The organism is Bacteroides luhongzhouii, assembly GCF_009193295.2.
Lineage (GTDB): Bacteria > Bacteroidota > Bacteroidia > Bacteroidales > Bacteroidaceae > Bacteroides > Bacteroides luhongzhouii.
In genome coordinates, this window is sequence record NZ_CP059973.1 from 2,896,996 (window position 1) to 2,922,604 (window position 25,609).

Below are 25,609 nucleotides of genomic sequence, written 5' to 3' on the forward strand. Positions count from 1 at the left end.
CGTTAGTTATAATATGTATTAATAGTTATTGTTTATAGGAAATGTGCAATATACCTTCTCTCTGTTTTATGTCTACCATATTTAATTCCATTATCATGTCGATAATGGGATTCATGTTTGCATAGCGGTTGAGATAAGCTCCGATTTGTACCTGTTTGGCTGCGTCGTCTTCAAAGGTGTATTTGAATCCGTACCATTTGGAAAGATATGACATTACATTCTCAAGAGGAATATTCATGAAGATGAATGATCCGGATTCCCAGGAAGTGTATAATTCTGTATTTACGTTAGATACGGTACTTTTCCTACTATTTTTGTCATATGCGAAGTGTTGGTTTGGAATCAATTCATAATCTTCATTTTCACTGTTAATCTTTACAGCTCCACTGACTAGTGTTGTACTTTCCACTTCTTCATCCGCATAAGCCCTTACGTTGAAAGAAGTTCCTGTCACCCGAATAGAGGTATGCGGTGTCTGTACGATAAACGGATGTGCTTTATCCGGAGCAACATCAAAATAGGCTTCACCTTCAACCTGTACGATACGTTCCTTATCGTTGAAACAAATAGGGTAAGTCAGTTTTGATTCTGCATTCAGATGTACTTTTGTGCCATCTGAAAGGACAATGTGACATTCCATGCCATGCAGTGTACGGAGTGTGTTCTTGATTTCTTTCACTTTGGGTTTGTTGGCAGGAGTTTGATAATTGATCCCTTTAGAATCAATGATGAACATTTCAGCTACACCTTCCGGGAGGACATTATCGAAAAGATTGAAGGTGTTGCCGTTACTTAAAGTAAGTTCTCCGCCATGGGTTCCTGGAGCGATTTCGCCGATGGGCTCTCTGGCTACCCAATTATATATAAGGTAGGAAGCCGGTATTATCAGAAGCAAAATGAGAGCTGCATATTTCAGGCTCTTTCTCCATGAAAGGAAACCGGATGCTTTTTCTCCTCCCAATAGCGGGTAGATTTTGTCCCATGCTTTTTGTGAAGAGAAACTTTTGATTAACTGAGTGTTTTTTTCATACGTTTCCTCATTCAATATTCGTTTGGCTAGCTTTTGATGCTCCGGATTTTCATTAATCCATTCACGGTAGGCTTTTTCTTCCTCCGGGATAGACGAATGTGTGAATAGAGAAGCAAGGAATTTTGCAATTCTAAAGTTTTCTTTGAATGAATTCATCGTTTTTAGGATTTGTTTGTATATAAAACAATCCAATCGAAAAAACGGGGTAATCAAAAAGTTACTTTATTTGCATAAAAAGAGTAATAAGGCGTAATTTATACCTTTAAGACTTTCGCGGAGTTTGCGATAGGCGATTTTCTTTAACGTATGGACAGTACCCTCTGATATTTGCAATTTGTCAGCAATCTCATGGTTTTTTAACCCTTTCATAGAGTATAATATAATATTTCGCATTTGGGTAGGCAATTCTTCTACCGCTTTGCGAACTATGCGGAATGTTTCCTGTTCGATAATAGCGGCTTCAAAACCACTGTCAAACTCTTCTTGTCTGGGGAAAACTGGAATGTCTAATTGTTCATGTTTGAGATGATTCAGACATTTGTTTCGAGTGACGGTATAAAGGAAACTTTTTACTTTCAGAATGTTATCGAAATCTTCTTTCCGCTCCCAATAAGCTAGCAACGCATCTTGTGCGATGTCTTTGCACACTTCTTTGTCATCAATATAGTGGGAGGAGAAAACACAAAGAATAGGATAGTAGTCATCAAATAGCTTTTTGAAAGCTAGTTTGTTACCACGTTTTATGTCTGCAATTATATTTTCTATATGTATGTTCACTATTTAGAGTGGAGGATTGGTACAAGGAACTTATCCAATCTTACTTATTTTTTTCAGCTTTTCTTCTTCGATGATTTTGATCTTTCTTCCATCGATCGTAATCAGCCGTTCCGTAGCGAATTGCGACAGTGTGCGGATAGCATTCGAAGTAGTCATATTAGAGAGATTAGCTAAATCTTCGCGTGAAAGATAAATGCTCAAAGTAGATCCATCTTCTTCCAGCCCGTAACTTTCTTTCAGAAAGATGAGAGATTCGGCCAAGCGTCCGCGGATATGCTTTTGTGTCAGATTAACGGTACGTTCGTCAGAAATGCCGAGGTCAATAGACAACTGGCGGATAAAGAACATGGCCAGGTCGTTATTTTGGGCAACTAAGGTCAGGATAGCATTCATGGGAATCAGACAAACAACGGAAGGCTCGAAAGCTGCTGCAGCAGTTACAAAATCTTGTTTGGCAAAATAAGCACGATAAGCAAAGTATTCGCGTGGTTTAATCATGCGAATAATCTGACTTCTACCTCCCACGCCATCTTTGAAGATTTTTACTTTCCCACTGATAAGGCACATCAGATGAGAAGGTGTTTCTCCTTCGCAGTAGATGGTTTCATTCTTTTTGTAGGTTTGTATTGTATAATTGTTCATCAGAAACTCCTTTTGCTCATTATTTAAAGGAGCTAACATATCGGATAACGGTTCCGAAATATCGATGTCTGACATATTCATTTTTACCATGAGTGCTACAAAACTGTGTTATACAGCACAAAAGTAAAAAGAAAAAATGAGAAAATGAACGAATCTATAAAAAGATTGCACAAAAGTGGGAGCTTTCGTGCAATCTTACAGGCATTTTATTTGGTAAATAACAGTTCCCTATATTTGGGTAACGGCCATATCTCATCGTCCACTTCCATCTCCAAATGGTCGATGTGATCGCGGATTTGGTCAAGGTATGGACGTACTTTTTCTTCGTATGCAAACGCTTTTTCCTTGTAGTTTTCCAGATGGTTGGCAACTTTCCGTGCTTCGGTCATTTCACGAACCAGTACTTTAATGGAAGTTACCCGGTGTGAAATTTCACGGATCAGTTCTTTGCGGTCGGCACTCAATACTTCGTATTCTTCAGCCGGGAATATTTCTTTCAGTCCGCGAAGATTTTCGAGCAACCGGTTTTGGTAAGCAACAGCAGTAGGTACGATGTGGTTGATGGCAAGATCACCTAGTACGCGGCCTTCGATTTGCACCTTCATGGTGTATTTTTCCAGTTCTACTTCCAGGCGGCTGTTCAATTCGGTTTCGTTGAAAATACGTTCGCCGATCAGCACTGATTTGGATTGATTGTCAACATAGTGCATCAGGGCTTCCGGTACGTGGCAGATGTTAGTCAGTCCGCGGCGTGCGGCTTCCTGTTTCCATTCTTCGGAATAACCGTCACCCTCAAAGCGGATTGGTTCGGAAGCGATAATCGTTTCTTTCAGTAGACGGAAAATAGCTTCGTCTTTGCCTACGCCTTCTTCCATTAATTTTTCTACTGATGCGCGGAATTCATTCAACTGATTTGCCATAGCAGCGTTAATGGCGATCATTGCAGCGGCGCAGTTAGAGGAAGAACCTGCGGCACGGAATTCGAAACGATTTCCGGTGAATGCGAAAGGAGAGGTGCGGTTACGGTCGGTGGTATCCAGCAGGATTTCGGGAATACGTCCGATGCCTAGTTTTAATGTCGTTTTTTCTTCCGGTGTCATCTTTTCGTTTCCTACTTGGCGGACAATTTCGTCGAGAGTGGCCGAAAGTTGTGACCCCAGGAAACAGGAAAGGATAGCGGGAGGAGCTTCGTTGGCTCCCAGACGATGGCTGTTGCTGGCACTCATAATGGAAGCACGCAACAGATTTTGGTTTTTATAGACCATCATCAATACATTTACCAGAAAAGTGAGGAACAGCATGTTGCCTTTCGGATTCTTTCCGGGAGCAAACAGGTTAATCCCCGTATCTGTACAAAGTGACCAGTTGTTATGCTTGCCTGAACCGTTTACTCCGTTGTATGGTTTCTCATGCAGGAGTACATTGAAATGATGTTTCCTTGCGATACGTTTCATCAAATCCATGACAAGCTGGTTGTGGTCGTTGGCAAGGTTACAGTTTTCGAAGATAGGGGCCAACTCAAATTGGTTGGGAGCTACTTCGTTATGGCGGGTTTTGGCAGGAATACCCAGTTTGTGACACTCGATTTCGAGTTCTTTCATAAATGCGGTGACACGTGGAGGAATGGAGCCGAAATAGTGGTCTTCCAACTGTTGGTCTTTGGCAGAAGAGTGTCCCATCAGTGTCCGTCCTGTCAGGCAGAGGTCGGGACGTGCATTATATAAAGAAGAGTCGACAAGGAAATATTCTTGTTCCCACCCCAGATTTGTGTATACACGTGTGATGTTTTTGTCGAATAGCTGACAAACTTCCGTAGCTGCTTTATCTACGGCGGCAAGTGCTTTCAATAATGGAGTTTTGTAGTCCAGTGCTTCACCCGTATAAGAAATGAAGATAGTGGGGATACAAAGAGTGGTATCTACCACGAATGCCGGGGAAGAAACATCCCAGGCAGTATAGCCTCGCGCTTCGAAAGTGTTGCGGATACCACCGTTAGGGAAAGAAGAAGCATCCGGCTCTTGTTGGATCAGCAGTTTTCCGGAAAAGCGTTCGATAACTCCGCCGTCTTCACCGAATTCGATAAAGCCGTCGTGTTTCTCGGCTGTTCCGTCTGTTAGAGGCTGGAACCAGTGGGTGTAGTGAGTGACGTTGAGTGACTTAGCCCAACTCTTCATGCCGTTGGCGATCAGGTCTGCCATTTCCCGGCTGATGGGCGTACCTTTTTCGATAGCATCGGTTACGGCCTTGTAGGCTTCTTTGGGAAGATATTCTTGCATCTTCTTGCGGTCGAACACATGGCTACCATAATAATCTGAGAGTTTGTTGGAAGGAGTGATTACTTCCAGAGGTTTCCGGTTGGAAAGCTCTTGTAAGGCGAAAAAACGCATTTTTGACATAAATGGTCTACTTTTTATCGGTTGATGGCGCAAAATTATATGTTTTTTCTGAAAGTACCCCTATTTTAAAGGGGGTATTTTTAGAAAAACATGTGTTTTATAAAGAAATACCCCCTTGCTTGGTTGCCGATTCCCTGGTTTTATGTGCTAATTCATTTCTCACTAATTGTAATTATTCCTCGATATACTAAAATTATAGGGGAGGTATGCTAAATCTATCTACTCTGGTTGCATGAATTTATTCGTCCGACTATAGTCAGACGAAAGAAGTACTATAGTCAACGTTGCGTTTGACTATAGTACTTCGAAAGAGAGACTATAGTGCTTCGATTTAATTTGTGCACTTGGAGATATTATTTTCTACAGAGGCGGTGAGTAAATTTAGTATTTGAATAGAAAAGAGATGAGCATACCTGAGAAAATGTTTACGCAAAATGAAGAACTAAATACGCAATAGAGAATGTGGAAGGAAAATGAACCTTTTAACTTTGCGCTCATTATAACTTATAAGCGGTATCTTATGGAGCGAAAGTATTCACGAATGTCTTATGTATTGGCTTTGGTCATATCCGTATTATTTTCTCCGGCTTATGTGGGGAGTGTTAGCCTTCAATACGTCGATACTAGTATGTGCTTGAAAGGTAGTGTGGAAAAAGCAACGTGGATGAAGTGTCTTCCTGATACACTGTTAATGTGCAAAATATCCATTCCCGGTACGCATGATAGTGGTACGACCAAAGGTGGAGAACTGTTGAAGACGCAGTCTGAAACTATTCCTGTTCAGTTGCAGTTAGGAATTCGCGCTTTTGATATTCGTTTGGAAAAGAAGAATGATAAATTAGGCATCTTTCATAGTTATGCTTTTCAGGATATATATTGGGAAGATGATGTATTACCTACCTTTATCTCTTTTTTGCAGACATACCCTTCTGAAACATTGATTGTCTCACTGAAAAAGGAGGGCGGAGAGTTGCAGGATTATGCATCTTTGGTGTCTGCTTCTTTAAGTAATCCTGTATATCAAGATTATTTCGTAACCGATTTTCGTCCTGATTTGACATTAGAGGACTGTCGCGGAAAGATTCTTTTTTTGCATAGAGACTCTGCTATGATTAATTATCCGGGTGCTGCTTGTGTAGGTTGGGAAGATAATAGAACATGTCTGCTTACTCTTCTTAATAAAGATGGAAATGAAGGGTATGTGTTACTTCAAGATGAATATCAATATGAGTCAGGCAAAGATGCCAAAAAGAAAATTAAAACCATAATTCGCAACTTTGATGTAGTATCTGGTGAGCCCGCTTCTTCATGTAGATGGGGCATTAGCTTTGTAAGTGCGACCGGACTGCCCTTGGGAACACCTAAGATCTTTGCAGATCAAATTAATCAACCAGTAGCAGACTATCTGGAGCAGGAACACAAACGGAATTGCGGTATTGTTTTTATTGATTTTATGAATGATAAAGGCGGTAAAAAAATGGTGGAATATTTAATTGAAAGCAATATGAAGTAAGGCTGCTCTATCAAAGCAAACAATTTTCTCTTTATTATTATAAAATTCCTATAATAGAAATGCGCAAAGTGAAGAATAATATACGCATTTGATACTTTATACTGAAAATCCAATTCTTACATTTGTCTATAATTAAAAATAAAAAAGTGTAATGCTATGAAACTGTCAATAGATTTAGGTGGAACCCATGTTCGGATAGCACAAGTGGAGAATGGCAGGTGTCTTAATAAGATATCGGTTGCCTGTCCATCGCAGCAAGATGCTTCCACGATTCTCAATTTACTATCTCAGCTTATTGAAAGAATGATGAACGAACATGTAGAAGGCATTGGCATAGGTGTCCCTTCTATTGTAGATTCGGAAAAAGGGGTTGTTTATAATGTGGCAAACATCTCCTCCTGGAAGGAAATTTATTTGAAAGAGGCTTTGGAAAGTGAGTTCAGAGTACCTGTTGCTATTAACAACGATTCTAATTGTTTCACCTTGGGGGTGAAAATGTTCGGTGAGGGGCAACCTTATGCCAACATGGTAGGGATGACCATAGGAACTGGTATCGGGGCAGGGGTCATCATTGACCATCGTCTCTATGGTGGCGAATTTATGGGAGCAGGCGAAATAGGAACATTGCCATATTTAGATTCCGACTTTGAGCAATATTGTAGCAGTTTCTTTTTTAAACGGTACAATACTACTGGTGCCGAAGCTGCTGAAAAGGCAAATAGCGGAGACCGGGCTGCATTGAAAATATGGAAAGAATTTGGAATTCATTTGGGTAACCTTATGAAAGCAGTTCTTCTAGTGTATGCTCCGCAGGCTGTTATTTTGGGAGGAGGTATCGCACCAGCATTTCCTTTATTTAAAGGAGCTATGGAAAATGCGATGCAGAGTTTCCCTTACAAAGTTATATTGGATAGAGTAGAGGTGAAGGTTTCCCATCAGAAAGATGCTAGTTTGCTGGGAGCTTCTGTTTTGATAAAGTAATCAAAGTATAATCTTTTTGTAATTCGAATATAATTTCTGTCTTGTGACCTTTGGGGCAGATTTAAAATTATCAATATTATAAACTTTAAATTTTAAATGTATGAGACAAGCAAACTTTAGAATCTATCAAAAGATTCTGACTATTTTGTTCGTACTGTTTTTGTCAGCTAGTGCCTATGCACAGCAAATTTTAGTGAAAGGGACAGTAAAAGATCAAACGGGTGAGCCTGCAATCGGAGCCAACGTTTTGATCAAAGGGACTTCTAACGGAGTTATTACAGATGTGGATGGAAAGTTCGAATTGTCAACTGATAAAAATGCCGTGTTGGTTATAAGTTATGTTGGCTATGCAAACCAGGAAGTGCAAGTTACCGGTAAACCTTTAATGGTTATTTTGAAAGAGGATTCGGAACTTCTGGATGAAGTGGTTGTGTTAGGTTATGGCGCGAATTCACGTAAGCAGGATTTGTCGGCAGCTGTAGGTGTATTGAGCAATACGGATGAATTGACCACTCGCCCGGTTAGCTCTACAGAAAGTATGTTGCAAGGTCAGTTGGCTGGTGTTACAGTACAAGCCAATGGGGGTGACCCTACTGCTACTCCTACGATCACTATCCGTGGACAAGGTTCTTACAAACGTAAAATAGCTGGCGTAGAACAAGGTGGAGATAATGTACTCTGGGTAGTTGATGGGGTTCCGGGGGCTCCTATTGCTTCAATGAGTGATATTGAGTCTATTGTAGTATTGAAAGATGCTGCCTCTGCCGCTATATATGGTGCACAGTCAGGTGCAGGCGGTGTAATTCTGGTCACTACCAAGAAGGCTAAGGCGGGTACGCCTACTCTCAGCTACGAGGGTACTTATGGGGTTCGTCAGGCTACAAACTTGCCGGAACCGTTGGATGCTGAAGGTGAATTAGAGATGCGTAAGCGTTCTTATGCCAATGCGGATATGTCACTTCCCGATGGTTGGGATGTGGCAAAGAATCCCTGGATTGGTACTACTCGTACTAATTGGATGGACGAGATTTTTCGTACAGCTTTTTATCAACGTCATAACATAGCGTTGAATGTAGGTACTGAAAATTTTTCAAGTCGTTTGTCTTTCTCATTTGATAACGACGAGGGAGTATTGGTTAATACGTATAATAAGAATTATTCCATACGTTACAATGGTAAGTTCGATTTGAATAAATGGGTGTCTATCAGTGAAGATTTTGTATGGAAAAACACGGAGAGCCGTACAAAGGACACAGACGATGCATATACAGGTCCTGTTTTATCAGCAATCTATATGCCTGCCAGTGCTACAGTATATAATCCGTTAGATGGGACTTGGGGAGGAACCACTACCGAAGATCCTGAATACATAGCCAAGTATGGAAGTAACTTTGCCGGTGCTCATGGTGATGCTGTCAATCCGGTACGTTTGTTGAAAGCAGAAAACCGTTTTAATAGAACTAGTGATGTCTGGAGCACTACAAGCTTGCAAATAGCTAATGTGGTACAAGGTCTGAAGTTTACCAGCCGCTTTACTTATAATTTGAAGAGTAATAATTATAAAAATTTCCGTCCTATTCAGGATGAGCCGGGTAAACCTAATAACTCAAATAACATGGATATTACCAATTATCGTAGGGATGCATGGAAAACAGAGAATACGTTGACCTATGATAATACTTTCGGAAAACACACAGTGGGTGCTTTGTTCTCTACTACGGCCGATCATTTTGTAATGCGCAGTCTTGAAGTAAACGGTAAGAACTTTACCGATGAGAGCCCGTATTTACAATATTTGTCATATGCAGGTTCCACTTCGGCTACCGATAAAATGACAGGACCTGATGCCAATGTCTCATTGGTAGCCCGTCTGGCTTATTCTTACGATGATCGTTATTTTGCTACAGCCTCTTGGCGTCGCGATTATGCAGGTCGTCTGCCGAAAGATAATAATTTCGGTGATTTTCCTGCAGTAACATTAGCATGGAAGATTTCTAACGAGAAGTTCTTTAAGAAAAATGATTTTATCAGTTTGCTGAAGTTACGTGCTTCTTGGGGACGCGTTGGTAATTTGGGTTCTATCAACTATAACTACAAATCACTTTTGTTGGGAACGACGTATTGGCAGGAACAAGCTCAATATGGTGTGATGAATAATACTACTTGGAACAACTTCGTGTATAACTCTACTGCCATGAATAAGAACCTGACATGGGAGACATCTGAACAATATGACTTGGGTTTGGATGTTGAAATGTTCAATAACCGTTTGTCTTTGTCATTCGACTATTTTGATAAGCGTACTTTTAACCTGATTCAGGAACAGACCATGGATTGGCCGAGTACTATCGGATTGGACCCGATGTTGATTAATCAAGGTGAAGTTCGCAATCGTGGTTTTGAAATATCAGCTAACTGGAGCGATCGTATCAACCAGAATTTCTCTTATTTTGTATCTGCTAACTTTTCGTATTTGAAGAACTGGGTTTCCGATATAGGTGTAAAGAATGCCGATGGTACTCCTGGTGTATGGACTGATAGTGATTCTAAATTCCGCAATATTCCTTTTACCCGCCAGACTGCTGAGGGAGAACCTTTGAATTCTTACTATCTGATTAAAACTGCTGGCATTTTCCAGAGCGATGCTGAAGTTGCGTCTTGGAATAAAGAGCATGGTACTTATGTTACTGACTCTAATGGTAACAAGGAGTGGAAGGGTATTCAGGCAAATGCCAAAGCCGGTGACCTGAAGTTCGTAGATTACAACAATGACGGTAAGATTGATGATAAAGACCGTCAATATTGCGGTAGTGCTACTCCGAAGACAACGTATGCTTTCACATTAGGGGCTACTTATAAGAAACTGTCTGTCAGTGCTATGTTTCAGGGTGTAGGTGGTGCACAAGCATTCTATGCTGCGAAATATATGACATTGAGTGATGTAGATGGTAATTTTAACCGTACAAAGGATATTCTGAACGCTTGGAGTTCGACAAACACCTCTTCAAATATTCCCAGACTGTCAAAGAATGATCCGAATTCAAATTTCAGTACGGCATCTGACTGGTATTTGGAGGACGCTTCCTACTTGCGTCTGAAAAACCTGACTGTTTCCTATGACTTATCAGACGTATTACAAAAGTGGTCGCATCTAAAAGAGCGTAGCAGTCGCATGTCTGTTTATTTCAGTGGTGAGAACCTCTTTACAATAACCGATTATTCGGGTATGGATCCGGAATGTGGCGGCTGGGATGCTATGAAGTATCCTGTATCCAGAGTATTCTCTTTTGGTGTGAAATTAACTTATTAATAAAAACAGAGATTATGAAAAAATATATACCATTATTGGCTTTATCGGCATTGGCATTATGCTCTTGCGCCGACTTTCTGGATGTGCAACCGGAAGGAAATCCTGCTACTACATCCTATTTTTTGAATGATGAACAAGCAATTGATGCCATCGACGGACTTTATGCGCCTATCCATCAGGAAAAGGGCTTCGGACGTGAATTATTTTGGGAGCAAGGGGCAGCCTGTGATATTGTTTGGGCTAAGACACGCGGTTACAATACATTGGCAACATTCGACTATACCGGTAATGAAGATCCTATTAAAGGAGGATTTGATTTATTTTATCAAAATATGGCTCGTTCCAACTGGATTATCAAACAGTTACTTGACAAAGAGAAGAAAAGCGGATTGAGCGCAATAGAAAGTCGGAGCTTGGGTGAAGCCTTTTTTATGCGTGGCATGGCCCATTTCTGGATTGCGTACCGTTACGGAACGAAAGAGCAGGGAGTTCCTTTCGTACGCTATGAAGATTTTGAGGGGGATTACGATAATTCCATTCCTCCACAACAGGCATCTGTAATTGATGACTATAAGTATATTATAGAAGATATGGATAAAGCTATTTCCTATCTGCCTAAGTTTGAAGAATATACAGATGATGACAAAGGGCGTCCGCATAAAGCTGCCGCTGTGGCCTACAAGGCTAAAGTATATGCTTATTGGGCTACTTGGGATGTTACCCAGTGGAACAATGTGATTACTATGGTTAATTCATTAGAAACTGATTATAACCGTGATTTGGCCGATACTTTTGCTGAAATATTTTCTTCTGACTTTAAAGATTTTTGGAATAAGGAGTATATTTGGTCTATACCTTCTAACGGCGGTTCTTCTGGTGGCGGTGTTGAGTTTGTAGGTGTAATTCTGGAAGATAAAGGCTGGGGTGTGTATAACGGCTGGGGGCAGATTAAGCCATCCTATGATATATATGAAGAGATGGTGAAAGACGGTGTCGGTAACGAACGTCTGGTACGTTCCATTTTGGAATATAACCAAGAATTCCAGTTCTTTGGCGAAAAACGTAAATTCTATTCTGATACGAATTTGGATGTCGGTTTTCAAATCAACAAGTATATGGATCCTTTTAAGCATAAAGATGCTGATAAAGAAGGTTATGTAAACACGAATGGAAACTGGCCGACTGCCCGTGTAAACTTCCCGTTGATTCGTTTTGCTGAAATGTTGCTGTTCCGTGCGGAGGCTTATCTGATGACAGACCAACCGGGCAAAGCCAAAGAGGACTTGAACCGTATTCGCAGACGGTCTAACCTGACAGAATTGACTGAAAACCCTACTATGACAGATTTGTATCATGAACGCCGTTGTGAACTGGCTTTTGAATATACCGACCATTTATTTGACCTCAAACGTTGGCACCGTTCTTCAAATGCTGAAATTAAACAATTGGCAGAGAAAGAGCTGAACGCTAGTCCACGTATCCGTAAGTATGCAGACCGTTCTAATCCCGAATCCAGCTTTACTATAGAACCTTATGGTGACTATAAGGTAAAGAGTACTTATAAAGATTATATGATGGTATTCCCATATCCGTATGACCAGATAACCAAGTCTAACGGTAAGTTGAAACAGAATGACGGCTATAATTAATCTTTCTTTTTGAAAGATATCCATCATGAAATAGAACATTAGTCTGATCTGCAAGGATTGGTACCCCAAAAGGTAACAAGCCTTGCAGATAAAATTCTCAAACATGTAAATTGATGAAATTTAAAATTCTTACATGTGCAGTTATTGCATTTTTTGTTTGCGGTTCTTGTTCGTCCGGTAAACAATCCTCTGTTGACTATGTAGATCCCTTTATAGGTACGGGGTTTCATGGTCATACTTATCCGGGTGCAACCGTTCCTTTCGGTGGGGTACAATTGAGTCCCGATACCCGTGTCGGAAACTGGGATGCTTGTGCGGGCTATCATTACAGTGATACTACTTTAAAAGGTTTTTCGCACACTCATCTTAGCGGAACGGGATGTATTGACTTGGGCGACATACTGTTTCGTCCCACTACTCAAAGTCCGGACTTAACAGCAGAAGGAAGTATTTGCCGACCGGCAGTTTTTTCCCACAAAGATGAGAAGGCATCAGCTGGATATTATTCGGTACTGCTGAAGGATGAAGGGATAAAAGCCGAATTGACCGCAACTACTCATGTTGGTGTGCATCGGTATACATTTCCCTCTGCCAAGCCTGTGACTATTATCATTGATTTAGCTCACTTGCTTGATAATGAATATATTTATGAAGCCGGGTTAGAGCAGACGGCTTCCAATGAAATTGCAGGAATGAGAAGAACCAGAGGTTGGACAGATAACCAATATGTTTATTTTGTTGCTCGATTCTCGAAACCTTTTCAAACTGTTGGTTTTGTGCAGGATAGAAAGATGTTTTCTGCTGAAGCTAAATTGACAGGCACGGATTTGCAAGCCGTTCTTGCGTTTGACGATAAAGACAGTGAGCCTGTTATAGCCAAAGTAGGACTATCCATAGTCAGTGTGGACAACGCGCGTGAGAACCTTGACGCTGAAGTAAAGGATTTTAATTTTGACGCAGTGTGTGCTGCCGCCCGTAGTGCTTGGGAACAGGCACTTTCATCCATTACTGTGGAGGGAGGCAATACAGACGATTTGAAGAACTTCTATACCGCTATGTATCACGCTATGGTCGTGCCCGATGTAGTGAGTGATGTCAACGGTGAATTTCGCCGGCACAATATGGAGATAGGTCAGTTGTCTAAAGGTAAAGTGCAATATTCCACTTTTTCCCTTTGGGATACTTTCCGCGCGTGGAATCCCTTGATGACGCTGATTGATACTACATTGGTCACTAATATGATCGATTCTTATCTTGATATTTACGATGCTTCAGGTGAACTTCCCATCTGGCCGCTTTCTGCCGGAGAAACAGGAACTATGATCGGATACCATTCGGTTTCTGTTATTGCCGATGCCTACTTGAAGGGAATCAGAGGCTTTGATGTGGGAAAAGCATTGGAAGCAATGATTGTTTCTTCTGAAAAGAATAAGAAAGGTGCGGATTACTATATAAAATATGGCTTTATTCCTTCAAACATTAAAAAAGAATCCATATCTTGTCTGTTGGAATTTGCTTATGATGACTGGTGTATTGCACGTATGGCACAGGAGATGGGAAAAGAAGATATTTATCAAAAGTACATGGAGCGTTCACAGAACTATATTAATGTATTTGACGGTTCTACAAAATTTTTCCGTCCCAAACGGATGGATGGTAATTGGGAAACGCCATTCAATCCTGTCGAAGTGGGGCGTGCCTATACCGAAGCTACTGCCTGGCAATATCGTTTTTTTGCACCCCATGATGTGAACGGAATGGTGCAACTGTTTGGAGGGAAGGAAGAGTTTATTACTGCGCTTGATTCTATTTTTACTGTAGAATCGGGTGTGCAAGGAGATCTTGTGGATATTACCGGCCTGATAGGACAATATGTTCATGGGAATGAACCGAGTCATCACATCGCTTATTTGTATGATTACGTAGGACAACCCTGGAAGACACAAGAGATGACACGCCGGTTGCTCCATGAAATGTATAAGCCTGTGCCCGAGGGTATCATAGGTAATGAAGACTGCGGGCAGATGTCTGCCTGGTATATACTATCCAGTCTGGGTTTTTATTCCGTATGTCCCGGAAGTAATGAATTTGCGTTGACCAGTCCTTTGTTCGAGAGAGCGGTTGTCAATTTGGCAAACGGAAAGACGCTGACCATTCTGGCCAATGATCCGAAGAAGAATATTTATATCAGTAAAGTAGAACTGAACGGCAAGCGGATAGATACCAATTTCATCACTTATGCACAACTGACGGGAGGCGGTGAGCTTCGTTTTACTTTAACAGATATACCGGATAAGACCCGGGGAATTTCAGCAGAGGCCGCTCCTTATTCCTATACCCGCGAGAATGTGGTGTCCATTCCTTTTGTGGATAGGGATCTGAACCTCTTTATGGATAAAACAGAAGTCACTCTTGCTACGGCAACTGCAGGAGCGGGGATCCGATACACGTTGGATGGAAGTGAGCCGACAGAGTCATCCCCACTTTATGAGAAACCGTTCGGGTTGGATAAGACTACTCAAATAAAGGTAAAAGGATTTAGGGAAGGTTTCCGCCCGAGCAAAGTCTTGTCTATTCAGGCCATCAAGGCCGAACTGAAGGCTGCGCTTCCGGTGAATCCCGTTCAAAACGGTACTTCTTATAAATACTTCGAGGGGACATATCAAAAAGTGGCGGATATTGAAAAGACACCCTTGCTGGAAACGGGTATCATGCCGGAACCTTCCATTAAGAATGCCAAACAGGAAGATCATTTTGGTTATATATTTAGCGGGCTTATCAATGTCCCCGAAGATGGAGTTTATACTTTTCAGACACGTTCTGATGATGGCAGTGTTTTGTATATAGACAATGAACTGGTAGTGAATAACGACGGTTCTCATGCCGCCATTCCTGCTACCGGACGTATCGCTTTAAGAAAAGGCTTTCATTTTTACAAACTTTACTATTTCGAAGATTATGAAGGCGAACATCTCAGCTGGGCATGGAAACTTCCCTCTGCAGAAGAGTTTGTGCCAGTTCCTGCCTCAACTTTATATGTAAAATAATAAACAATACAGCCATGAAAAAAATAGTTTTTTTATCTTTGCTAATACTTGGTGCCTCGTGCAGCCAAGTGAAACAGCAGGCTACCGAGTCTGAACCAATCAATGTTATGTCATTCAATATCCGTTATGACAATCCGGAAGACAGTCTGGACAATTGGAAATTCAGGAAAGACCGTGTGGCTAATGCTATCAGCTTCTACGATGTAGATGTGTTGGGTACACAAGAAGTGCTTCATAATCAATTGGAAGACCTCAAACAGCGCTTGCCGGAGTACGGGGTTGTAGGTGTAGGCCGTGAGGACGGGAAAGAGAAAGGTGAATACAGTGCTCTTTGGTATAAAAAGAATCGTTTTGATTTAGTTGATTCCGGATATTTTTGGTTGAGCGAGACACCCGAGGTACCTGGTTCTAAAGGATGGGACGGTGCTTGCGAACGCATCGCTTCGTGGGCGAAACTAAAAGACAAGACTTCCGGTAAGGAATTCTTTGCTCTGAACACTCATTTGGACCATGTAGGTGTGGTGGCGCGGCGCGAAGGAATCAGCCTGATGCTGGACAGAGTGAGTCAATTGAGTGGCGGACTACCGGTGATTGTTACGGGAGATTTCAATTCGGAACCTGAATCGGATGTCATCAAGCATGTGACTGATCCTGCTAATCCGGAACATCTGACAGATGCTCGTCAGTCATCACCTGTTGTTTATGGTCCGGCATGGAGTTTTCATGATTTCGGCAAGATCTCTTATAAAAATCGCCCCTTGATTGATTATGTATTTGTGCGTAATGGATTTAAAGTGTTGAGATACGGTGTTCTGGCCGAAACGGAAAATGATGCTTTCTTGTCAGACCATGCACCGGTTCTTGTAACTGTAGAGTAGGATAGTCGTTTTTAATAATGAAAAAGAATTATTTGATAGTTAATAATAAAACAATAGTAATGAAGAAGATGTGGAGAAACTGCATACTTGCAGTATTGGTAATTGCATTATTGCCTACCTGTGCATTTGCACAAGATCGCCGTGACAAGGAACAAACATATGTACTTGAACATCCATATGAAGTGACCAAGATCATTCCTCCACAAGGGAAAAAGATAAAGAACGTCATTTTGATGATTGGAGATGGGATGAGCCTTATGCATGTCTATTCTGCATGGACTGCCAATCGCGGCAAGTTATATCTGGATAATTGTCAGACAGTGGGCCTTTCTAAAACCTACTGTGCCAATAAATTGATTACCGATTCAGGTGCAGGTGGTACGGCCCTGGCTACCGGACATAAGACTAATTATCATGCAGTAGGTGTAGATACGGAAGGACGTCCCTTGAAGTCACTGGTGGATTATGCTGCCGCAAAAGGCAAATCAACTGGTATAGCAGTGACCTGTCGTCTTTGGGACGCTACTCCTGCCGACTTCTGCTGTCATAATAAAGACCGGGATGCCGAAGCGGAGATTGTAACGGATTATGTGAATTGTGGCGTGGACTATGCATTTGGTGGTGGCGCCAAACTTTTTGAAAATCGTACGGACGGACGTAATTTGTTCGAAGAATTACGTGCCAACGGTTATCAGACCCCTCGCAGTTGGGAGGAACTGGCAGGCATAAAGAGCGGAAAAGTTTTTGCTGTTCCTTATCCGATAGATACTCCACTTCCTGCAGAACGCGGTGATCTTCTTGCACGCGCTTCGCTGAAGGGTATTGAGCTGCTGAATCAGAATAAGAACGGTTTCTTCATGATGATTGAAGGTTCGCAGTTGGACGATTACGGTCACTTTAACGACCTTGATTTGCTGATGCAGGAAACGCACGACTTCGACCGTACCATCGGCGCTATCTATAAATGGGCTGCTGAGGATGGAGAGACGTTGGTGGTAGTTACTGCCGACCACGAAACCGGTGGACTTACGCTGGTGGACGGTGACTTACAGGAAGGTAAGATTGTATGTAAATTTTCTACGGGCGGTCACAGTGGCGTGATGGTTCCGGTCTATGCTTTTGGCCCCGGAGCTGAAGAGTTCACCGGTATTTATGAGAATACTGCGGTTTGCGAAAAGATAAAGAAGTTGCTAGGTCTATAAATCCATAAACAATTATTTCCCATGCTGAAACACATTTTATTTGCATGTTTGCTTTCTTGCCCCGCAATGCTTGTACTGAATGCACAAAGCTGTGGTAATGATGACAAATATCATTTGCCTTATAAAAACACCTATGTTAAAGAACCGTTAGTCACCGAGAATGAGTATCGTGTGGCGAAACCTGAAACGATCGAGCCGAAGAGTTTTGAAGAAGCCCGGCAAATTCTTCCCAACCCCATCTGGACCGGGCATGAAAAGGAACTTGAAATGTATTGGAGGGCATGGGAAATAGCTATCGGCAATATTCGTGCTCCTCAAGAGGGTTCAGGATTTGTTTCAAGTTATCTCGATACGGCCTACAACGGCAACATATTTATGTGGGATTCTTCTTTCATTCTGATGTTTGCCCGTTATGGTACACGCTTCTTTCCTTTCCAACGTACGTTGGATAATTTCTATGCCAAGCAGCATCCTGACGGGTTTATCTGCCGTGAGATAAAAGCAGATGGGGCCGACTGCTTCGAGCGCTATGATCCCGTAAGCACCGGACCGAATCTGATTCCCTGGTGCGAAATGGTTTACTATCATCAATTTGGTGATACGGAACGCCTGCACAAAATATTCCCGGTGCTTTGTGGTTATTACAAATGGCTGAAACTAAACCGTACCTGGCGTAACGGAACCTATTGGTCGAGCGGATGGGGAACCGGTATGGACAATATGCCTCGCGTACCTGCAGGTTATAATCCGATCTACAGCCACGGACATATGATTTGGCTGGATACTAACCTACAACAACTGTTTACAGCCAATCTGCTGCTTGAAATGGGATTTTATCTGGAGCGCTGGCAAGAAATAGAAGACTTTGAAAGCGAAGCTCAGATGTTGGGTAAGTATATCCATGACAATCTTTGGGATGAAGAGTCCGGATTCCTTTATGACCAGTACGCTGACGGTACACTTTGTAAGACTAAGGGGATAGGCGCTTACTGGGCTCTTTTCACTGATGTGCTCGACACTACCCAATTGGACCGTTTGGTGAAAGAACTGGATAATCCGGTTACATTCAAACGTAAATACCGGATCCCATCTCTATCTGCCGACAACCCTAAGTATAAGGAAAACGGGCGCTACTGGCAGGGAGGAATATGGCCGGGCACTAACTATATGGTGATGCAGGGACTCGTAAAGAAGGGCTATCGCAAACTGGCGAGAGAAATTTCTCTTAACCACTATGCTCAGGTGTTGGAAGTGTTTAAAAAGACAGGAACCTTTTGGGAGTACTATGCTCCCGAAAGTGCTGAACCGGGATTTATGGCAAGGAAGGAATTTGTAGGCTGGGCCGGCTTGCCGCCTATTGCCGAACTGATAGAGTTTATCATAGGTATTCAGGGAGACTATACTATGCAACAGATTGTCTGGGATATGAATTTGACAGAGGTTAATGGGATTGAAAGATATCCTTTCGGTCCTGAGGGAATGATCAGCATGAAGGCGGAAACACGCCGTTCAGTAAACGATGAACCTCGCATTACAGTAGATGCTAATATCGGCTTCGAGCTGCTTGTACTCTATGGTGGAAAAGAAAAAAAGATTCAGGTTACCCCTGGTAAGCATACCTATTAACAATTGATATTGATCATGAAAAAGAAGATGTCACGACGACAATTCCTGAAGACTGGGGGGCTTGCTTTAACTGCTATGTCTATGAGGCCCTCTTTTATGTTTTCCACGTCTTCAATCCCGAATTTGAAATATGCATCCTTGCGTCCTTCTAAAGAGAAGAGGAATTTTGTTTCCAAAGCTGTAGAAGCAACCATTGAAGAAGTAAAACAAAAGATTAAGGACGAAAAGTTGCGCTGGATGTTCGAGAATTGTTTTCCTAACACACTCGACACTACCGTCAGGTATCAGATAAAAGAGGGACGCCCCGATACTTTTGTCATAACAGGTGATATTGATGCTATGTGGTTACGTGACTCTTCTGCGCAAGTATGGCCCTATCTGCCATTGATGAAAGAGGATAGCGGCCTTCAACTTATGGTGTCAGGACTTATTAACCGTCAGGCGAAATGTATTTTGACAGATCCTTATGCTAATGCTTTTAATGACGGTCCCTTGGGCAGCTATTGGGAGACAGACCATACACAGCACATGGTGAAAGAACTGCATGAACGCAAGTGGGAAGTAGACTCTCTTTGTTATCCCATCCGGCTGGCCTACTACTATTGGCAACTGACGGGCGATGTTTCGGTGTTTGATACGAACTGGCACGAAGCTATGAAACTGGTGGTGCAAACCTTTAAAGAACAGCAACGCAAACAAGGCTTGGGACCCTATAGCTTTATGCGTGATTGTGACCGCCCCACTGATTCGCAGATAAATAATGGCTGGGGAGCGCCGGTCAAGCCCGTCGGTCTCATCGTATCTTCTTTCCGTCCTTCGGATGACGCTACCCAATACGGTTTTCTGATACCATCCAATATGTTTGCGGTTGTATCGTTGAGGCAGTTGGCGGCGATAGAACGTAAGGTATATAAGAAGGACGCTTTTAGCGAAGAATGTGCTGTGTTGGCCGATGAAGTGGATGCTGCCATTCGTAAGTACGGAACTTTTAACCATCCCATCTGTGGACGGATTTATGCCTTTGAAGTCGATGGATTCGGCAATGCGCTTTGTATGGACGATGCTAATATCCCCAGCCTTCTGGCTGCTCCCTATCTCGGTTACTGCTCTATTAAAGATGCTGTTTATCAGAATACTCGCAAAATGATTTGGAGCGACAACAATCCCTACTTTTTCAAGGGTAAAGCCGGCGAAGGAGTGGGAGGGCCCCACGTAGGGTTGAACTATATCTGGCCGATGAGTATCATTATGAAGGCTTTCACTACGGACAACCGCGAGGAAATCATTGCTTGCCTGAAGCAGCTTCGTGATACGGACGGAGGAACAGGCTTTATGCATGAGTCTTTTCATGCAGAGAATGCTTCAGATTTCACCCGTTCTTGGTTTGCATGGGTGAATACCCTGTTCGGAGAGCTTGTTCTTCAAACCGTCCGTGAATATCCTGACATCTTATCCCAAACATTATGAAAAAAATATATTGGATAATTGCCGTATTGCTGACGCTCATTTCTTGTGGAGAGAAGCAGCATGCTTCCATGCAGGATAATGGTATCATTCCTATGCCCAATAAAATGGTAATGGGACAAGGGACATATACTCTGCAGGGTGAAACGAGTATAGCCCTTTCGGAGGATGAACCCTCACAGAAAGTCTTTCGCTACTTGGCGGATGCATTGAAGAACACCACTGTCACACTGAAACGTGTGCCTCAAACGGAGCCGGCGGATATTTGTTTTCTGACAGATCATTCTTTGGCAGATGAGGCTTACACGTTGAATGTATCTTCCGGCGGCATAAGGATTAGTTCTGATGAAACGGCAGCCGGGCTGTTTTATGCTCTCCAGTCCTTATTGCAGCTTATGCCGGTAGAGATTTATAATGCCGGTAGAAAGTATGCCGGCAAGATAGAGATACCCGCAGTCAGCATTACGGATGCTCCCCGTTTCCCTCATCGTGGAGCCATGATGGATGTAGGTCGTAATTTCTTGCCTAAAGAAGAAGTGCTGAAGTTTCTCGACCAGATGGCCAGGTATAAACAGAATAAGTTTCATTTTCATCTGACAGATGACCAAGGTTGGAGGATCGAGATTAAGAAATACCCGAAGCTTATAGAAACAGGTTCTCATCGCGACCGGACTCAGGTAGGGCATTGCGATTATTATTATCCGCGGCGTTTCGACGGAAAAGAACAAAGAGGATTCTATACTCAAGAAGATATAAAAGAAATCGTGAAATATGCCTCCGACCGTTTTATTACTGTTATTCCTGAAATTGAAATGCCGGGACATTCTTCCGCAGCATTGGCAGCTTATCCGGAACTCTCCTGCGGATTGGGTAAGACGTATGTCGTACGCGATTACTTTGATGTTTTTGATGAAGTCTATTGCCCGAAAGAAAATACGTTCACTTTTCTGGAGGATGTGTTGACAGAGGTTATGCAATTGTTTCCCAGTCATTACATTCATATCGGTGGAGACGAATGTCCGAAGAAAGCATGGAAGAAATGTGACCATTGTCAGGCATTGATGAGGCGCGAGGGGTTGAAAGATGAAGAGGCTTTACAGAGTTGGTTCATACATCGGATGGAGCAGTTTGTCAATAGTAAGGGGCGTGATATAATCGGCTGGGATGAGATTCTGGAAGGAGGGCTTGCCCCCAATGCCACAGTGATGTCATGGCGTGGAGAAGAAGGGGGCATTGAAGCTGCCCGTCAAAAACACAAGGTTATTATGACGCCCGGAGATAGATGTTATTTTGACCATTATCAGGAAAGTCCGGAGTTTGCGCCGTTGGCTATCGGTGGTTTTCTTCCTTTGGACAGTGTTTATGTTTACAATCCGGTTCCTGCCGCATTGACTCCCGAAGAGCAGGCTTATGTCATAGGTACACAAGCTAATATCTGGGGTGAGTATATCCAGACTCCGGAATATTTCGAATACATGGCTTTTCCCCGTTTGCTGGCAATGTCCGAGGTGCAATGGACGCAACCGGAAAGTAAGAATTTAGCTTCATTTGTCCGCAGGTTGGACAAAGAGTTCAAGCGATTGGAATATTGTGGAGTAAATGCTTGCCGTAACTTTTATGAAGTGAATTTTACAGGGGCATGGAATGAGTCGCGTCAAACTTATGAAGTGACCATGAAAACATTCTGTCCCAATACGGAAATATATTATATAGTGAATGATTCTGTATTATCTATCTCCTCTGGCAGCTTCTACACGGAGCCTGTCGGATTATCGGAAGATGCGACCGTCTATGCAGCAGTGTATAAGGATGGGAGACTGTTGGGAAAAGTCGTCCATAAATCTTTTGCCGTGAATAAGGCAACCGGTAGTTCCTATAAATGTCAACCGCTTCCGTCGGCAGAGAAAGTAGATGGGGGTATCGGTTTGACGGATGGAATTCGCGGTTATGCACGCGATTTGCGTCGTTGGGTTATTTTCAGTAGAGATACAGTTCGGGTTGAAATCGACCTTGGTGAATTGAAGTCTGTAAGTAAAGTAGCTCTCACTTCTCTGTGGCGTCCCTATGATATGCTTTGGCCGGTAAGCGAACTGCATATTTCCGCCTCTGCGGACAATGAGACACTTACTCCTGTGAATAGTGGGAAGTTCGCTTATGATTTTACACCTACCGAAGGAACTTGTTTCCCGGTGTCACTCACGTTCCCTGAAACAACTGCAAGATATATATGTCTGGAATTTGTGTACGGCGGTTTATGTCCGAAAGGGTATTATCATGAAGGACAGCCAAGCAGATTGGCTATTGATGAAGTCGAATTATATTGATCTTAAAATATGTGTATTATGAAAAAGAAAATTACTTTTCTGTTTTTGTGGATGTGTACACTTCTTCCTGCTTTGCTGTCGGCTCAAGCCCCAAATCGGTTTGCTTTCAGAGATGGGAAATTTGTAATAGCTCAGTTTACGGACTTGCATTGGACACCGGAATCACCTAAATGTGCTGAAACTGCCGCCACTATCCGTACCGTTCTGGCATCCGAGCATCCCGATCTTGCCATATTGACCGGAGATGTGGTGACTGACGGCCCTGCTCTTAAAGGCTGGACGGATGTAGTCAGTATTTTCAATGAAACCAAAACACCTTTTATCGTGACTATGGGCAATCATGATGCGGAATACATGGCACGGGATGATATTTATGATTTTCTTTTGAAATCCCCCTATTATGTAGGAGCGAAAGGACCTGAAGATATTACGGGATGTGGCAATTGCATTATTCCGGTTTATGGTTCGGACAAGAAAGAAACGGTAGAAGCATTGCTTTACTGTATGGACTCTAATGACTATCAGCCGAACAAACTTTATGGTGCTTATGATTGGATTCACTTCAACCAGATACAATGGTACCGTAAACAGAGTGCGGGATTTACTGCCGCGAACAGTGGAAAGCCTGTGCCTGCACTGGCATTTTTCCATATTCCACTGATTGAATATAACGAAATCAGAGGCGATGGAAAAACTTATGGAAACGATAAGGAAGGCGGTGTTGCTGCAGCGAACATTAACTCGGGTATGTTTTCCTCGTTCCTCGATATGAAAGACGTGATGGGAGTATTTGTGGGACATGATCACGACAACGACTTTCTGGGAATAGATAAGGGGGTTGCGCTTGGCTATGGACGAGTGACCGGTACAGATGCGTATGGTTCATTGACAAGAGGAGCCCGTATCATCGAACTGTATGAAGGTCGGTTTAAGTTTGATACATGGATAACTACGCCTGCCGGTCGTGAAGCTTCTTATTATTATCCGTCGGGGCTGAATTCGAAAGAAGAACAGACCATGGCCTATCTGCCGGAAGTGAAAGTATCTTCCGAAAAAAACGGAGTAGCATATACTTACTATGAAGGAAAGTGTAAGCGTGTTGCGGATATAGAGGCTTGTAGCAAAGTAAAAGAAGGGGTAATGAAAAACTTTTCAATCAAAGAGGCTGCTGTTGCCGACCACTTTGCTTATGATTTCCGTACCTTAGTCAGGATTCCCGAAAGAGGAGTCTATCGTTTCTATACATACTCCGACGATGGTTCTAAACTTTATATAGACGGTAAATTGATTGTTGATAATGATGGCGGGCACAGTGCTCGCCGTGCCGAAGGGAAGGTAGCTCTTGAAAAGGGATTTCATGAGCTACGCTTGCTGTACTTTGAAAATTATATGGGGCAGGAATTAGAAGTAGGATATTCGGGCCGTAATATTCCGGAAACTATTTTGCCGGACAATATGCTATTCCTACCGGATTGATTCACCTATAATACAGTTCATCAACCGATGTTCTTTTCTGTATTCAATAGGAGATACTTTTTTCAAAGCTTTGAATTGGCGGGACAAGTTCTTGAAATTATTTATTCCGACTTGTTCCGCTACATCTGCGATAGGGGCGTCACTTGACAATAACAACTGTGCAAAACGCTCCATTCTAAGATTGAAGATGTATTTATGGATAGATTGTTTTGTAACCTGTTTGAAACGGATTTCCAATAAACGGCGTGACAGTGGGACTTGTCTGACAATGTCCGATACGGTTATTTCAGAAGCCAGATTCTGATGAATATATGTCAAAGCAGTATGAATATGTACATCGGTTGTCGAATAGAAATCTGTTGATTGCCGGTTTACAACATTCACCGGTTGTAGTACTACGTCCTGGCAGCTTCTTTCTTCATCATTTAATAAGCGGTCTATCAGTGCGGCGGCCTCAAATCCACCTCTCACAATGTTATGGTTGATGCTGGATAAAGGAGGATCAGAGAGATTGCATATAATATCGTCATTATCAACTCCTAATATGGCAATTTTGTCAGGTACTCTGATATTGTTTACCCGGCAGACTTCTGTTATGCGGTTTCCTTGATTGTCATCACAGGCCATGAGTGCTGTTGGTTTGGGCAATGATTCCAGCCACGTAAGTAAAGGAGGAGATTCAAAAAACCACAGGTCATCCAAAGATTGCTCCTGATAGACATAGAAATTATTGCCGAAACCATGGGTGGCTATGCATTCGTAGAAACCTTCACAACGTTCTTGTGACCATACGGCATCCCGGTAACCATAAAATGCGAAATTCTGAAACCCCTTGCTCAAGAAGAATTCAGCTGCCATTTTTCCTGTTGCCCGGTAGTTGCCGGTGATATTGGGAATATTGTTGAATCTTGATTTGTAGTCTTGTGCTAAAGCGATTATTCCGCTCTCGCGAAATATGTCTACATTGTCGTCATTGTCAAATCTTCCGATGATAGCGTCTGCTTGCCAAGCTTTCGCCCATTTTAACACTCCTTTTATGCCATAGATGTTTTTATAGGAAGGTGGCATTCGGCATACGACCCATGGATCGTGACTCTTTGAGTAGGCGAGGATACCCTTCAGCAAATTATACGAAAAGGTTTCTGTGAAGTCCGTTAATAATATCAGGCGAATCATGTTTGTCGGTTATATAAAAATGTTTATTTCTGATTACACAAATATAAGATTTCTATTTTTATATTCCTAACGAATGTCTGATATTCTATAATCTGCTGATAGAATAAATCATCTATTA

The 25,609-nt window shown here is 42.4% G+C and carries 16 protein-coding genes; 11 read left to right on the plus strand and 5 right to left on the minus strand.

The window, feature by feature from the left end; translation table 11 throughout:
* Window positions 1-25: 25 nt before the first annotated feature.
* From GD631_RS10345 to GD631_RS10360, 4 genes are all read right to left on the minus strand, one after another.
* Complete coding sequence (locus GD631_RS10345; RefSeq protein WP_143258139.1) at window positions 26-1,186, minus strand: FecR family protein; 1,161 nt, start codon at window positions 1,184-1,186, stop codon at window positions 26-28.
* Between the two features lie 66 nt (window positions 1,187-1,252).
* The gene (locus GD631_RS10350) at window positions 1,253-1,807 is read right to left on the minus strand and encodes an RNA polymerase sigma-70 factor (RefSeq protein WP_143258140.1); all 555 of its coding nucleotides are present in this window, start codon (window positions 1,805-1,807) and stop codon (window positions 1,253-1,255) included.
* Window positions 1,808-1,837: 30 nt separating this feature from the next.
* A complete protein-coding gene (locus tag GD631_RS10355; RefSeq protein ID WP_009039694.1) occupies window positions 1,838-2,539 on the minus strand; it encodes a Crp/Fnr family transcriptional regulator in 702 nt (233 codons plus the stop codon).
* A gap of 116 nt (window positions 2,540-2,655) precedes the next feature.
* On the minus strand, window positions 2,656-4,845 hold the full coding sequence (locus GD631_RS10360; RefSeq protein ID WP_143258141.1) for a glutamine synthetase III family protein: 2,190 nt from the start codon (window positions 4,843-4,845) through the stop codon (window positions 2,656-2,658).
* A 520-nt stretch (window positions 4,846-5,365) separates the two neighbouring features.
* Between GD631_RS10360 and GD631_RS10365 the strand changes: the two genes are divergently transcribed.
* The 11 genes from GD631_RS10365 to GD631_RS10415 all read left to right on the plus strand — a co-directional run bounded on the left by GD631_RS10365 (window position 5,366) and on the right by GD631_RS10415 (window position 24,315).
* Entirely contained in the window at window positions 5,366-6,358 is a 993-nt protein-coding gene (locus GD631_RS10365; protein ID WP_143258142.1) for a phosphatidylinositol-specific phospholipase C, read from the plus strand.
* Between the two features lie 156 nt (window positions 6,359-6,514).
* Complete coding sequence (locus tag GD631_RS10370; RefSeq protein ID WP_143258143.1) at window positions 6,515-7,339, plus strand: ROK family protein; 825 nt, start codon at window positions 6,515-6,517, stop codon at window positions 7,337-7,339.
* Between the two features lie 100 nt (window positions 7,340-7,439).
* Window positions 7,440-10,649 carry a SusC/RagA family TonB-linked outer membrane protein gene (locus GD631_RS10375; RefSeq protein WP_143258144.1) on the plus strand — a complete coding sequence of 1,070 codons (3,210 nt, stop codon included), beginning with the start codon at window positions 7,440-7,442 and terminating at the stop codon, window positions 10,647-10,649.
* A gap of 14 nt (window positions 10,650-10,663) precedes the next feature.
* The gene (locus tag GD631_RS10380; RefSeq protein ID WP_143258145.1) at window positions 10,664-12,298 is read left to right on the plus strand and encodes a RagB/SusD family nutrient uptake outer membrane protein; all 1,635 of its coding nucleotides are present in this window, start codon (window positions 10,664-10,666) and stop codon (window positions 12,296-12,298) included.
* A 113-nt stretch (window positions 12,299-12,411) separates the two neighbouring features.
* The gene (locus tag GD631_RS10385) at window positions 12,412-15,345 is read left to right on the plus strand and encodes a GH92 family glycosyl hydrolase (RefSeq protein ID WP_143258146.1); all 2,934 of its coding nucleotides are present in this window, start codon (window positions 12,412-12,414) and stop codon (window positions 15,343-15,345) included.
* Between the two features lie 14 nt (window positions 15,346-15,359).
* Window positions 15,360-16,223, plus strand: coding sequence for an endonuclease/exonuclease/phosphatase family protein (locus GD631_RS10390; RefSeq protein WP_143258147.1), 864 nt, complete (start codon window positions 15,360-15,362; stop codon window positions 16,221-16,223).
* Between the two features lie 68 nt (window positions 16,224-16,291).
* A complete protein-coding gene (locus GD631_RS10395) occupies window positions 16,292-17,425 on the plus strand; it encodes an alkaline phosphatase (protein ID WP_370511898.1) in 1,134 nt (377 codons plus the stop codon).
* A gap of 21 nt (window positions 17,426-17,446) precedes the next feature.
* Window positions 17,447-19,051 carry an MGH1-like glycoside hydrolase domain-containing protein gene (locus GD631_RS10400; RefSeq protein ID WP_143258149.1) on the plus strand — a complete coding sequence of 535 codons (1,605 nt, stop codon included), beginning with the start codon at window positions 17,447-17,449 and terminating at the stop codon, window positions 19,049-19,051.
* 15 nt (window positions 19,052-19,066) lie between these two features.
* The gene (locus tag GD631_RS10405) at window positions 19,067-20,518 is read left to right on the plus strand and encodes a glycoside hydrolase family 125 protein (protein WP_143258150.1); all 1,452 of its coding nucleotides are present in this window, start codon (window positions 19,067-19,069) and stop codon (window positions 20,516-20,518) included.
* Window positions 20,515-22,839 carry a family 20 glycosylhydrolase gene (locus GD631_RS10410; protein WP_143258151.1) on the plus strand — a complete coding sequence of 775 codons (2,325 nt, stop codon included), beginning with the start codon at window positions 20,515-20,517 and terminating at the stop codon, window positions 22,837-22,839. Before GD631_RS10405 ends, GD631_RS10410 begins: the two co-directional genes overlap by 4 nt.
* A gap of 18 nt (window positions 22,840-22,857) precedes the next feature.
* Window positions 22,858-24,315, plus strand: coding sequence for a PA14 domain-containing metallophosphoesterase (locus tag GD631_RS10415; protein ID WP_143258152.1), 1,458 nt, complete (start codon window positions 22,858-22,860; stop codon window positions 24,313-24,315).
* On the opposite strand, the gene GD631_RS10420 is transcribed toward GD631_RS10415, so the two are convergent.
* A complete protein-coding gene (locus tag GD631_RS10420) occupies window positions 24,304-25,491 on the minus strand; it encodes an AraC family transcriptional regulator (RefSeq protein WP_143258153.1) in 1,188 nt (395 codons plus the stop codon). The genes GD631_RS10415 and GD631_RS10420 overlap by 12 nt on opposite strands.
* Between the last annotated feature and the right edge of the window lie 118 nt (window positions 25,492-25,609).

Coding starts and splice junctions, on each gene's coding strand:
- GD631_RS10415 (WP_143258152.1), top strand. CDS start 22,858: ATGAAAAAGAAAATTACTTTTCTGTTTTTGTGGATGTGTACACTTCTT.
- GD631_RS10405 (WP_143258150.1), top strand. CDS start 19,067: ATGAAAAAGAAGATGTCACGACGACAATTCCTGAAGACTGGGGGGCTT.
- GD631_RS10365 (WP_143258142.1), top strand. CDS start 5,366: ATGGAGCGAAAGTATTCACGAATGTCTTATGTATTGGCTTTGGTCATA.
- GD631_RS10395 (WP_370511898.1), top strand. CDS start 16,292: ATGTGGAGAAACTGCATACTTGCAGTATTGGTAATTGCATTATTGCCT.
- GD631_RS10380 (WP_143258145.1), top strand. CDS start 10,664: ATGAAAAAATATATACCATTATTGGCTTTATCGGCATTGGCATTATGC.
- GD631_RS10410 (WP_143258151.1), top strand. CDS start 20,515: ATGAAAAAAATATATTGGATAATTGCCGTATTGCTGACGCTCATTTCT.
- GD631_RS10400 (WP_143258149.1), top strand. CDS start 17,447: ATGCTGAAACACATTTTATTTGCATGTTTGCTTTCTTGCCCCGCAATG.
- GD631_RS10355 (WP_009039694.1), bottom strand. CDS start 2,539: ATGGTAAAAATGAATATGTCAGACATCGATATTTCGGAACCGTTATCC.
- GD631_RS10345 (WP_143258139.1), bottom strand. CDS start 1,186: ATGAATTCATTCAAAGAAAACTTTAGAATTGCAAAATTCCTTGCTTCT.
- GD631_RS10360 (WP_143258141.1), bottom strand. CDS start 4,845: ATGTCAAAAATGCGTTTTTTCGCCTTACAAGAGCTTTCCAACCGGAAA.
- GD631_RS10420 (WP_143258153.1), bottom strand. CDS start 25,491: ATGATTCGCCTGATATTATTAACGGACTTCACAGAAACCTTTTCGTAT.
- GD631_RS10375 (WP_143258144.1), top strand. CDS start 7,440: ATGAGACAAGCAAACTTTAGAATCTATCAAAAGATTCTGACTATTTTG.
- GD631_RS10370 (WP_143258143.1), top strand. CDS start 6,515: ATGAAACTGTCAATAGATTTAGGTGGAACCCATGTTCGGATAGCACAA.
- GD631_RS10390 (WP_143258147.1), top strand. CDS start 15,360: ATGAAAAAAATAGTTTTTTTATCTTTGCTAATACTTGGTGCCTCGTGC.
- GD631_RS10385 (WP_143258146.1), top strand. CDS start 12,412: ATGAAATTTAAAATTCTTACATGTGCAGTTATTGCATTTTTTGTTTGC.